Genomic DNA, 12121 nt, shown 5'->3' with positions numbered 1-12121 from the left:
TTTTTTGTTTTGGAAAGTGATGACGGCATGAGCAACAAATGGCGCCCGGCAACACAACTCGTCCACGGCGGCACACAGCGCTCCCAGCACGGTGAGACGTCGGAAGCAATCTTCCTGACCCAGGGCTTCGTCTACGACACCGCCGAAGCGGCCGAAGCCCGCTTCAAGGGCGAGACGGACGGCTTCATCTACGCGCGTTACGGCAGCCCGACGAACGACATGTTCGAGAAGCGCATGTGCGCGCTGGAAGGCGCCGAAGATGCGCGCGCGACGGCCTCCGGCATGGCTGCGGTTTCATCCGCCATCCTCTGCCAGGTGAAGGCCGGCGACCATATCGTTGCCGCCCGCGCCCTGTTCGGCTCCTGCCGCTGGGTGGTCGATACGCTGGCGCCAAAATACGGCATCGAATGCACGCTGGTGGACGGCCGCGACCTCGCCAACTGGGAAAAGGCGATCCGCCCGAACACCAAGGTGTTCTTCCTGGAAAGCCCGACCAACCCGACGCTTGAGGTCATCGACATCGCCGGCGTTGCCAAACTTGCCAACCAGGTCGGCGCCAAGCTTGTCGTCGACAACGTCTTTGCCACGCCGCTCTTCCAGAAGCCGCTGGAGCTTGGCGCGCATGTGGTGATCTATTCCGCCACCAAGCACATCGACGGCCAGGGCCGCTGCCTGGGCGGCATCGTTCTGTCCGACAAGCAGTGGATCGACGAGAACCTGCACGACTATTTCCGCCACACCGGCCCGGCCATGTCGCCGTTCAACGCCTGGACGCTGCTGAAGGGGCTTGAAACCCTGCCGCTGCGCGTCAAGCAGCAGACGGAGAGTGCCGCACGGATCGCCGATTTCCTGGCGGACCACAAGGAAATCGCCAAGGTCATCTATCCCGGCCGCAAGGACCACCCGCAGGCGGATATCATCGCCAAGCAGATGAGTGGCGGCTCGACGCTGGTGGCGATCGAACTGAAGGGCGGCAAGGAAGCGGCCTTCCAGCTGCAGAATGCCCTGCAGGTGGTGAAGATCTCCAACAATCTCGGCGACGCCAAGAGCCTGATCACCCATCCGGCGACGACGACGCACAAGAACCTGACGGACGAGGCACGCGCCGAACTCGGCATCTCCGCCGGGACGGTCCGGCTGTCCGCCGGCATCGAGGATACCGACGACCTGCTCGCCGATTTCGAGCAGGCGCTGTCGCGCGTTTCGGCCTGAGCCGGAGCCGCACAGAGCGGCTGGATTCGCCATAAAACCGCATGCGCCGGCATCCCGCCGGCGCATCGGCGATGCGATATATCTACCAATATTAACCTTTACCGGCCATAATGGCGCCGAAGTGGTTCAAAACAATACGAGAATGGCGTAAAACCATTTTCGTAGCCGTCGCACTGACGGCAAGACATCGCAGACGCGTATTGAGTAAAGGTGTGGGCATGTATCGCGCCCTGACAAGGGACATAGAGGTGGTTGTCGAACCATTCTATCTGGAGGAGCAATCCGATCCGGAGGATAGCCGCTATGTCTGGGCGTATCGCATCGTCATTTCCAACCACTCGAAAGACAGCGTCCGGCTGCTGAACCGCTACTGGCACATCACCGACCAGAACGGCCAGGTCGACGAGGTCAGCGGCCCCGGCGTCGTCGGCGAACAGCCGCGCCTGGAACCCGGCGATACCTACGAATATTCCTCCGGCTGCCCGCTCGACACGCCGTCAGGCATGATGTTCGGTCGCTACCAGATGGAAACCGACGACGGCGAACTCTTCGACGTCACCATTCCGGCATTTTCCCTGGATTCCCCCGGCCTGGCACGGACGTTGAACTGACCGCGAGATATCCGCGCGCACCTGCCGCCTGAAAGCGGCCTTCATTCGGCAAAGAGCTGGGCAGGCATCGGCCAATCCAGACGATTGGCCGATCGAAGTGCAATGGCGAAACCGTTACAGGGAAAATTCCGTCGGCTCGTAGTGGTAGGTGGTCGAGCAGAATTCGCAGGAAACGGAAATCCGTCCATCCTCGATGCTGCCTTCGATCTCTTCGGCGGAGAGGCCCTGCAGCACGCCCTTGATGCGATCCCGCGAACAACTGCAGCGGTCATGCACGGCCTGCGGCTCGTGCACGCGGACCCCGCGCTCGTGGAAGAGGCGATAGAGCAGCCGTTCGCTGCCGACCTGCGGGTCGGTCAGTTCATAGGCGCCGATCGTCTCCACCAGCACTAGCGCTTCGGCCCACAGGTCGTCCTCGACCCCGCCGGGATGCGACGTGTCGCCGTCACCACCGTGCAGGTCGAGCTGGCGCATGCGCTCCGGAGCCTGCGGCAGGAACTGCGCGATCAATCCGCCGGCACGCCAGTGATGATGCGACTTACCATCAGCATCCCGCTCGTAGAGTTCCGCAACACCAAGGCGGACACGGGTCGGGATCTGCTCCGACTGGCGGAAGTAGACGCCGGCGATCTCTTCGAGGCTGGAGCCGTCCAGCGGCACGATGCCCTGGTAGGGCTGCGTGAAACCGCCTTGATCGATGGTGAAGGCAAGGATGCCCGTTCCGAGCAGCTGCTGCGGCTCGGTGCGTCCGGCGGCAACCGCCTCCTGCAGCGCCGCTTCGTCGAAACGGGCGTAGGCGCGCACGCTCTCGGGCGTCCTGAAATCGACGACGAGCAAATCCACCGGTCCGTCGCCCTTGGTCTGCACCGTGAACTTGCCCTCGAACTTCAGCGAAGTGCCGATCAGCACCGTCAGCACAATCGTTTCGGCAAGCAGCTTGGCAACCGGCAGTGGATAGTCGTGACGGGCGAGGATCGTATCGAGAATGGGGCCGAGTTGGACCGCGCGGCCGCGCACGTCGAGGCCTTCCACCTGGAAGGGCACAACGCGGTCGTCTCCGGCGAAACCGAATTCGCCCAGTTCGGTAGCAGATACTGCCATGATGAATACTCCTTACACGGCGGTCGTGACCGCCGGATGAAGTCTGCTGGAGCAATTCCAGGAGAAGCGCGGAACGGTTTTCCGTCCGGAATTGCGTGAAACAAAAAGATGGGGCTTTGCCGGAAAACCTTTGTTCGCCGGCAATGCCCTAAGTGGTATCGTTGCGCCGCCCGGTCAAGCGCCGGGTGTCAAAAAATCGGCTCCGTGCCGACGGCCGGAATTACAACGCGCCCAGGCACCATGCGAGAACCGATTTCTGCGCGTGCATGCGGTTTTCGGCTTCGTCGAACACCACGGACTGCGGCCCGTCGATTACCTCGTCGGTCACCTCTTCGCCGCGATGGGCAGGCAGGCAATGCATGAACAGCGCCTGCGGGTTCGCCTTCTTCATCAGCGCGGGATTGACCTGGAACGGTTGGAAGACATTGTGTCCGCGCGCCTTGTGTTCCAGGTTCATGGAAATCCATGTGTCCGTGACGACGCAATCGGCATTCTCGACGGCGCGGTCGGCATCATGGCACAGCATGATGTCGCCGCCGTTTTCACGTGCCCAGTTGAGGATCCGGTCGTTCGGCTCGGAACCCAGCGGCACCGCCATGTTCATGCGATAACCGAAACGGGCCGCCCCCTCGACGAAGGAGTGCAGCACGTTGTTGCCGTCACCGGTCCAGGCGATGGTCTTGCCGGCGACCGGGCCGCGATGCTCCTCGAAGGTCATGATGTCGGCCATGATCTGGCAGGGATGCGTATCGTCCGTGAGACCGTTGATGACAGGTACGGTGGCATGCTCGGCCAGCTCGATCAGCCGGTTGTGGTCCGTCGTGCGGATCATGATGGCGTCGACGTAACGCGACAGGACCTTTGCCGTATCACCGATCGTCTCGGCGCGACCGAGCTGCATTTCGGTGCCCGACAGGAAGATCGTCTCACCGCCGAGCTGGCGCATGCCGACATCGAAGGAAACACGCGTGCGCGTCGACGGCTTTTCGAAGATCATCGCCAGCATCTTGCCCTGAAGCGGCTTGTCCGCGGTTCCGGCCTTGGAGGCGGCTTTTCGAACGCGGGCATCGTCGATAATGCTGCGCAGATCGGTCGCCGTCATGGCCGAGAGATCGAGGAAATGCTTCGGAGCTGCCATTTTATCGTCCTGTATCCAGTATCAAGCGGATTTCTTGAGGTTTTCCTGTTGCAGTTTGCCGGCGGCACGCTCGATGCGCGCAAGCCCCTCGCGGGCCTCTTCCGCCGTGGTGGTCAGCGGCGGCAGCAGGCGGATGACATTGTCGCCCGCCAGCACGCCGAGGATATGCTGGTCACGCATCGCCAGCAGCAATTCGCCCGACGGCACGCGCGCCTTGATGCCAAGCATCAGGCCTTCGCCACGGACATCTTCGATGATGTCCGGGAAACGGTCCTTGAGCGAGGCGAGGCCCTGGCGGAAGACGAGGGCAACATCGCTGACATGCTGGAGGAAACCCTCTTCCAGCACGACGTCGAGAACGGCGTTGCCGATCGCCATGGCCAGCGGGTTGCCGCCATAGGTGGTGCCGTGGGTGCCGGCGATCATGCCGGACGCGGCATCGGCGGTTGCAAGGCAGGCGCCGAGCGGAAAGCCGCCGCCGATGCCCTTGGCCACCGCCATGATGTCGGGAGCGATGCCCGGCCATTCATAAGCGAAGAGTTTGCCGGTACGGCCGACGCCGCACTGGACCTCGTCGAAAATCAACAGCAGGCCGTGTTCGTCGCAGAGACTGCGCAGAGCCCGCAGAAACTCGGGGCTGGCCGAACGGATACCGCCCTCGCCCTGCACCGGCTCGATCAGGATACCGGCGGTCGCTTCGGTGATGGCCGCCTTGACGGCGTCGAGATCGCCGAACGGCACCTGGTCGAAGCCCGGGGCCTTGGTACCGAAACCTTCAAGATATTTCGCCTGGCCGCCGGCGGCGATGGTGGCGAGCGTGCGGCCGTGGAAGGCGCCCTCGAAGGTGATGATATGGAACCGCTCGGGGCGGCCCTTGGCATATTGATAACGCCGCGCCGTCTTGATGGCGCATTCCAGTGCCTCGGCGCCCGAATTGGTGAAGAACACCTTATCGGCGAAGGTGTTGGCCGTCAGCCGGTCGGCAAGTTTCTCCTGGCCGGGGCTCTCGTAGAGATTGGAGAGGTGCCAGAGCTTCTCGCCCTGCGTCTTCAGGGTCTCGACCAGATGCGGGTGGGAATGGCCGAGCGCATTGACCGCGATGCCCGCCGCAAAATCGAGATAACGCTCGCCGTCCTCGGTGATCAGCCATACCCCCTCGCCGCGTTCGAAACGCAGCGGAATGCGGTTGTAGGTCTCAAAAAGCGGCGTGGCCTGTGCCATGAGCGCTGCACTCCTTCAGAAGAGCATGGACGGTCTTGCGATCCGACCGGATCTTAAAATCAAAAATGCCGCCTTTCGGCGGCGCTGCACTATCTCCATTTACCCGCCGGATGTCAACCAAACTGCGGCCTGAAGGCCGGCGGAAGAGCATGCCGGTTGCAACCCTGGAGCGATGCTGCAACCGTTGCAAAATTGACTCGCTTGTCGAGCAAGTTGGGGAAAACCGCGAAATCGATTCCGGATGATTCCGGCGACTCTTGTCACGGAGTCAGCCTCACACTAGGTTAAAGTTCAATTACTAGACTGCATGCGGCGGAACTAGTCACCAAAAGTATTGAAGCGTTCCGCTCCGGAGATGATCCGGGGCACGAGGATGGATTCTGCCATCAATTGGAACGCGACGGCGGAGAGAAGCATGAACTGGACAGACGAGCGTGTCGAGAAACTAAAGAAGCTGTGGTCCGAAGGGCTGAGCGCGAGCCAGATCGCCGCACAGCTTGGCGGCGTCAGCCGTAACGCCGTCATCGGCAAGGTCCACCGGCTCAACCTGCCCGGCCGCGCCAAGGCCGGCAGCGCGCCCGCGAGCGCACGCACCCCGAAGAGAACGCCGACAGCACCGCGTGCGCCGAGCTTTACGCCGCGCGTTGCCACCCGGACCGTTGCCCGCCCCGCCGGCGCAACAATGGTTCACGAGGAAATGGAAGTCGAGGGCGTCGAAGAGACCCGGTACGTTTCCAAGAGCAATGTCGTCGTGCCGATTTCCCGCCGCCTGGGCCTGACGGAACTGACGGAGCGCACCTGCAAGTGGCCGGTCGGCGATCCGCTCAAGGACGATTTCCATTTCTGCGGCGGCGAGTCTCCCGACAGCTCGCCCTATTGCACCTATCACCAGCGTCTCGCCTACCAGCCGGTGGCCGAACGCCGCAAGGCACGCTGAGCCGGCACGAATAAATCGTTTTCGAAATACGTTGCGCGCAGAAGGGATGCTTTCTGCGCGTTTTTCGTTGCGATAGCGTATCCGGGATAGGCGGCGGAGTTCACGGATGGCGCAGGAGGAAAATCAGGTCTGGCCGACACTGATGTGCGGCGGCCTCATGCTTGCCGGTATTTTCATGCCGGTCGGCGGCTGCAACATGCTGCCGCCCGCCCGCGCCGACCTCCTCGCGGTGGAGCAGGTCGGCCCGCCCTCCGTCTCCCTCGAACTGGTGGAAGAAACCCGGCGACGCGGAAGCGTCAGTTACCGCGTTCAGCATATCGGGCTGCGAAGCGGCAGGAACGCGTGGCTGGTCACGCCGCCCCGCGGAAACTGGGTGGAAGGGTTAGATTATGTCGGCCCCAAGGAGACGGTGCATTTCCTCATCGATCCCCATGCGGGTATCGTCTACGAGGCCATCCTGAACGGCAGGGTCCTGCTCTCCTTCGATGCGGCACATGCCGCACGTCGCGGACGCGGGCTGGCGACGATCTATGTCGGGCTGGCGCTGCTTGCCGGCGGCGCCTTTGGCCTCTATCGCACGCATCGCAGCCGGCCGCTGCCTTCGGCATGAGGCTCAGGCCGGCAACTTCAGAAGATCGGGCCGGCTGCTTTCCCATTCCTTCAGCCAGTTTCTCTGGCGGGCGAAATCGAGGAAATCCGGGCCGCTCATCGGCCGGGCAAAGGCGTATCCCTGCAGGTGGTGACAGCCGAGGTCCCGCAGCAAGGCCGCATGCGCCATGCTTTCCACCCCTTCGGCGACGATTTCGATGCCGCAAGCCTGGCCGATATCGATGATCGACTCGACGAGTTGGCGCCCCGTCGTCGATTGCAGGATGGGCCGGATCAGCTGCCGGTCGATCTTCAGCCGCCGCGGCGTCAATTTCAGCAGGCTGATGATCGAGGCGTGACCGGTGCCGAAATCGTCGATCTCGATATCGATGCCGAGTTCCTTCAGCTTCTGGATATTGCCGATCAGCAATTCGTCGTGTTCGTCGAAGGAGATGGACTCCAGAAGCTCGAAACAGACCGACCCGGGCCGGATACCGAGACCGGACAAGCGGTTGAAGAGGTTCTGGTCGTGCAGGCGTTGTGCCGAGATGTTGACCGAAACCTTCGGGATATCGAGGTCGTTGATCGCCCATTGCCGGAAGTGGAGAAGCGCCTGCTCGAGGACGATCTCGTCCAGCCTGGAGACGACATTCAGGCTTTCGGCGATCTTCAGGAAGGAGAAGGGCGGCATGATGCCCTTGCCGGGATGGTCCCAGCGCACCAGGGCCTCGACGCCACTGATCTCCAGCGTGTGGGCATCGAACTGCGGCTGGAAATAGGCGATGAATTCGTTCGCATCCAGGCCGCGGAGGATTTCGTCGGCCGTCTGCTTGGTGTGGATGACCGAGGAACGCAGCGTGTCGGTAAAGAACTCGCTGCGATTGCGGCCCTTGCGTTTCGCCTCGTACAACGCGATGTCGGCATCGACCAGCAGTTGTTCGAGCCGTTCGCTGCCGTCGCCCTCCGAGGCAATGCCGATGCTGGCGCCGGCGCGGCATTCATGGCCTTCGAACAGGATCGGCGTACTGAACGCGTCGATGATCTGCCGCGACAGGGTTTCGTAGTAGCCGCTCTCGTTGGGCACCTCGGAAACCACGACAAATTCGTCGCCGCCGATGCGCGCCACGAAATCGCGTGCCGGCAGGTGCGCCGTCAGCAGTCCGGCGACATGCTTGAGAATTTCGTCGCCGGCCGCGTGGCCGAGCGTGTCGTTGATTTCCTTGAAACGATCGAGGTCGATATGCAGGATGGTCAGCGGCTGCCTCATTGCGGCGTTGGCTGCCTTTTCCGACAGGAGCTGGTCGAGAAACCGGCGGTTCGGAAGATGCGTCAGGGCGTCGTGCAGGGAATTGTATTCCATCTGCCGGCGCGCTTCCTCAAGCTCGCCATTGTGCTGTTCGGCCCGGCGCTTTGCCTCGCGCAGCTCGTCCTGGAGCAGAATATCATTCGTCACGTCCCAATTGACGCCGATGATCTTCTGGTCACCATCGCCGTTGACGTAGCCCACGCCGATCGCACGGACATGGCGTACCTCGCCGCTTTTCAGCAACAGCCGGAATTCGTCCTCATAGTTCTTGCCCTCGAATGTCAACAAGAACTCCTGCTCGCTCCTCTCGGTATCCTCCGGATGGAGCGCATTTTTCCAATCGCTGCTGTCACCGTTCGCCTGATCCTGCGGCAAATCGTAGATCTCGTGCATCCGCTCGTCCCAGAGGAGACGGTTGGTTTTCACATCGAGTTCCCATATGCCGATCTTGGATGCCTTGATGGCGATTTCCAGTCGCTGCGAGATTTCCTTGAGTTCATCCTTGCGCTGCTGCAAGGCGACGATGTTGCGCTGGCGTTCGCTCATAAGCCGCCCGCCCCAGATCATCGGCGCCAGAACAACGACGCCGACGAGCGCGATCAGCAGGCGGAAGGTCCAGATGTCAGGCGGAAGCTGGTTCCAGCCGCCCTTGGGAACAGCTCCCATCCGCCATGTCTCGCGGCCGAGCTGCACGCTCATGTCCACCGGCCTGTCCTGAAATGTCTGAGCATCGCCGAAAAAAGGCACGCCGTACTGGCCGGCCGCATCGTTGCTCGCCAGGGCGATGTCGATCGGTAGGTCTTCGGCAAGAAGCCCGACATCACGGAAAAGCCGGTCTAGATCGATGACGGCGGAGACAAGCCCCCAGAACTTGTGCTCGTGCAGCGGCGTATCGACGAAGACCGGATAACGTGCGATCAGGGCGGTGCCGCCCTGTATTAGCTTCACCGGCCCGGTGATGATGAGTTGACCTGTATCGCGAACCCGCAGCGCAGGTCCACTCTGGGCAAGGTTTTCCCGATAGTCGAAGCCGATGAGCCTTTCATTGCCCTTGATCGGATAAATCATGCGGATGACGAGATCCGGCGCCGCGGCGATATGGCGGATCTGGGTATCGTTGCGCAGGATGCGCTCCGTCAGCTGCGCAAACACGTCCTGATCGATCGACGATTCCATCTCCATCATCGCGACGAGGCCCTGCACGAGCTGGACGTTGCCGTTGATCTTGCCTTCAAGCCGGGCGCGAATGAGGCTGAGTTGTTCGGTAACGGAGGAGCGCAGATATTCCTGCGTGATATGACGTTTCTGGCTGTCGGCGAACCAGGCGCACAGCATGACCATCACGAAAACGATGACAGCAGGCATATAAGGCCAATTGGACGCTTGTTTCAACGCCTTGCCGAAAGAGCCCGTCGCTCGCGTCTCCATTGCCGTCATGCCGAAGATCCAATCGCTGTGCACCGCAATCTATTTCAAGGAAATCTTAAAATTCCGCCCATCATTATACCGTCGTCGCAAATATCGGTAGCTACAGTTGCTTCAATACGCAAAGCCCCGCTGAAAGCGGGGCAAGAATTGCAATCATCGTCGGACGGATTACATCCAATAAGGCGGAATTCCGTAATAATCGTAGATACGGCGGTCCTTTTCACCATACCAGCTATCGTCGTTCTCATCCCGGAAGCGGGGAGCGTTCTCGATCTGCTCGCGGGTCAGGTCAACGCGGTAACCATTCAGGCTCTCGTCATAGGTGAGCTTTTCCCATGGCAGCGGATAATAATCGTCGCCAAATCCCAGGAAGCCGCCGAAGCTCAACACGGCATAAGCGACCTTGCCACCGCGTTTTTCAAGAATGACGCGCTCGATGGCGCCGATATGCTTGCCGTCGGCGCCGTATACCGCCGTTCCTTCCACCTTGTCGCTGGCGATCAGCGAACGGGTTTCGCGGATGGTCGGGTCCTGGCGCAGTGGCGGATTTTCGTGCAGCATGGCACTGCTCCTTTGTTCATGATGTGTTATTCGACAATGGTTTAACGTGGCGGGACGCAGAAGGTTCCTGTCTTGTGTCAAATCCGCGGGACTTGCACCTTGGCGGCAATCGCCTAAGCTGGCCTTGGAAAGGGAGGACTTTCCGGGACATGGACACAGGCATGACAGGGAGCGAGGCAGCATGAGCGAGATTTCCAGCCCAGGAACCGTCATTCCGATGGAAAAACCCTGGCTTGCCTCCTACCCGAGCATGATTCCAGCCGACATCGTGCCGCCGAAAGAGACCTCGGTTGCCGACCTCCTGGAAAAGAACTGCAAGCTTTATGCCCCGCGGATTGCCTTCACCAGCATGGGCAAGGACCTGACCTTCCGCGAGCTGGAGGTCCATACCCACAAGATCGCCGCCTGGCTGCAATCCACCGGCCTGCAAAAGGGCGACCGCGTCGCCGTGATGATGCCCAACATCCTGCAGAACCCCATCGCAGTCTACGGCATCCTGCGGGCAGGACTGGTGGTCGTCAACATCAACCCGCTCTATACGCCGCGGGAACTGGAATACCAGCTGAACGACGCCGGCGCCAAGGCGATCTTCGTGCTTGAAAACTTCGCCCATACGGTCGAACAGGTCCTGCCGCGCACTGCCGTCAAGCATGTGGTCGTCGCCAGCATGGGCGACATGCTCGGCCTCAAGGGCGCCCTCGTCAATTTCATCGTCCGCAAGGTGAAGAAACTCGTTCCGGCTTGGTCGATCGCCGGCCACCACCGCTTTCCCGACATCCTGCAGGCAGGCGAAAAACTGCCATTGAAACCTGTTGCGCTCACCGGAAACGATATCGCTTTCCTGCAATATACCGGCGGCACGACGGGGGTTTCCAAGGGCGCGGTGCTGACGCATGCCAACCTGCTCGCCAACAAGGACCAGATCATTCTCTGGCTGCGGGCGGCCTTCCGCAAGACACCGCAGCCGGAAACCCTGCGCTTCGTCTGCGCCCTGCCGCTCTACCACATCTTCGCCTTGACGGTGAATTCGCTGATGGGCCTTTCGGTCGGCGGGCACAATGTGCTGATCGCCAATCCGCGCGACATCCCGGCCTTCGTTTCCGAGATGCGCAAATACAAGTTCCACATCTTTCCGGGCCTCAACACGCTGTTCAACGCGATGATGAACTGCCCGAATTTTCCGAAGATCGATTTTTCCTCGATGATCCTCGTGCTCGGCGGCGGCATGGCGGTGCAGCGTCCGGTCGCGGAACGCTGGTTCGAGCGAACCGGCACGACGATCACCGAAGGTTACGGCCTGTCCGAGACCTCGCCCGTCGCCACCGCCAACCGTTTCGATTCCAGCGAGTTCACCGGCTCGATCGGCTTGCCCTTGCCCTCGACGGACATCGCCATTCGCGACGATGCCGGCAACGACCTGCCGCTCGGCATGATGGGCGAGATCTGCATTCGCGGCCCGCAGGTAATGGCCGGCTACTGGCAGAAACCGGACGAAACCGCCAAGGTGATGACGCCCGACGGCTACTTCCGCTCCGGAGACATGGGGTTCATGACGCCCGACGGCTATACCAAGATCGTTGACCGCAAGAAGGACATGATCCTCGTTTCCGGCTTCAACGTCTATCCGAACGAAATCGAGGAAGTGGTGGCGATGATGCCGGGCGTGATGGAAGTGGCTGCCATCGGCGTTCCCGACGAACATTCCGGCGAGGCGGTGAAACTCTACATCGTCAAGAAGGACCAGGCGCTGACGGAAGCCGACGTGAAGACCCATTGCACGGCCAACCTGACCAACTACAAGCGGCCGCGCTTCGTCGAGTTCCGCACCGAACTGCCCAAATCGCCCGTTGGAAAGATCCTGCGCAAGAACCTGCGGTGACCGCCCGTCATCCTCATGTCAGCGGCCTGAGCTAACACGCCGTGTCACGGCGCAGATTTTTGCGTTTCGACAGGGGCCGAACTTGATTTGCCGTGGCGAATACGACTAGTTTCCGCAACCATTCCATGGACCTCGCCAA

Annotated in this window: 10 protein-coding genes; 5 read left to right on the top strand and 5 right to left on the bottom strand. The window is 61.3% G+C overall.

Annotation, left to right across the window (positions count from 1 at the left end):
- Nucleotides 1-27 precede the first annotated feature (27 nt).
- Both ACSQ3I_RS02210 and apaG read left to right on the top strand, forming a co-directional pair.
- Nucleotides 28-1212, top strand: a complete 1185-nt coding sequence (locus ACSQ3I_RS02210) for an O-succinylhomoserine sulfhydrylase (RefSeq protein WP_435995706.1) — start codon at nucleotides 28-30, stop codon at nucleotides 1210-1212.
- 218 nt (nucleotides 1213-1430) lie between these two features.
- Entirely contained in the window at nucleotides 1431-1823 is a 393-nt protein-coding gene (gene apaG / locus ACSQ3I_RS02205; RefSeq protein ID WP_435995705.1) for a Co2+/Mg2+ efflux protein ApaG, read from the top strand.
- A gap of 114 nt (nucleotides 1824-1937) precedes the next feature.
- Here the strand turns inward: apaG and ACSQ3I_RS02200 are convergent, their stop codons facing one another.
- From ACSQ3I_RS02200 to ACSQ3I_RS02190, 3 genes are all read right to left on the bottom strand, one after another.
- Nucleotides 1938-2924, bottom strand: a complete 987-nt coding sequence (locus ACSQ3I_RS02200) for an Hsp33 family molecular chaperone (RefSeq protein WP_435995704.1) — start codon at nucleotides 2922-2924, stop codon at nucleotides 1938-1940.
- Nucleotides 2925-3144: 220 nt separating this feature from the next.
- Nucleotides 3145-4062 (bottom strand): ornithine carbamoyltransferase, encoded by a 918-nt coding sequence (gene argF, locus ACSQ3I_RS02195; protein WP_435995703.1) that lies wholly within the window; start codon nucleotides 4060-4062, stop codon nucleotides 3145-3147.
- A 21-nt stretch (nucleotides 4063-4083) separates the two neighbouring features.
- Nucleotides 4084-5283, bottom strand: coding sequence for an aspartate aminotransferase family protein (locus ACSQ3I_RS02190; RefSeq protein ID WP_435995702.1), 1200 nt, complete (start codon nucleotides 5281-5283; stop codon nucleotides 4084-4086).
- Between the two features lie 415 nt (nucleotides 5284-5698).
- Between ACSQ3I_RS02190 and ACSQ3I_RS02185 the strand changes: the two genes are divergently transcribed.
- Nucleotides 5699-6220 carry a GcrA family cell cycle regulator gene (locus ACSQ3I_RS02185; protein ID WP_435995701.1) on the top strand — a complete coding sequence of 174 codons (522 nt, stop codon included), beginning with the start codon at nucleotides 5699-5701 and terminating at the stop codon, nucleotides 6218-6220.
- A gap of 106 nt (nucleotides 6221-6326) precedes the next feature.
- Entirely contained in the window at nucleotides 6327-6830 is a 504-nt protein-coding gene (locus ACSQ3I_RS02180; RefSeq protein WP_435995700.1) for a hypothetical protein, read from the top strand.
- Between the two features lie 3 nt (nucleotides 6831-6833).
- Here the strand turns inward: ACSQ3I_RS02180 and ACSQ3I_RS02175 are convergent, their stop codons facing one another.
- Together ACSQ3I_RS02175 and ACSQ3I_RS02170 are read right to left on the bottom strand one after the other, a co-directional pair.
- Nucleotides 6834-9542, bottom strand: coding sequence for a bifunctional diguanylate cyclase/phosphodiesterase (locus ACSQ3I_RS02175; protein ID WP_435996259.1), 2709 nt, complete (start codon nucleotides 9540-9542; stop codon nucleotides 6834-6836).
- 168 nt (nucleotides 9543-9710) lie between these two features.
- Complete coding sequence (locus ACSQ3I_RS02170) at nucleotides 9711-10103, bottom strand: PRC-barrel domain-containing protein (protein WP_435995699.1); 393 nt, start codon at nucleotides 10101-10103, stop codon at nucleotides 9711-9713.
- Between the two features lie 181 nt (nucleotides 10104-10284).
- Here ACSQ3I_RS02170 and ACSQ3I_RS02165 point away from each other — a divergent pair, with 181 nt between their 5' ends.
- A complete protein-coding gene (locus ACSQ3I_RS02165; RefSeq protein WP_435995698.1) occupies nucleotides 10285-11982 on the top strand; it encodes a long-chain-fatty-acid--CoA ligase in 1698 nt (565 codons plus the stop codon).
- Nucleotides 11983-12121 lie beyond the last annotated feature (139 nt).

This window comes from Rhizobium sp. LjRoot30 (genome assembly GCF_964253915.1).
In the GTDB taxonomy this organism is placed as follows: Bacteria; Pseudomonadota; Alphaproteobacteria; order Rhizobiales; family Rhizobiaceae; genus Metarhizobium.
This window is presented reverse-complemented; position numbering and strand designations above follow the sequence as displayed.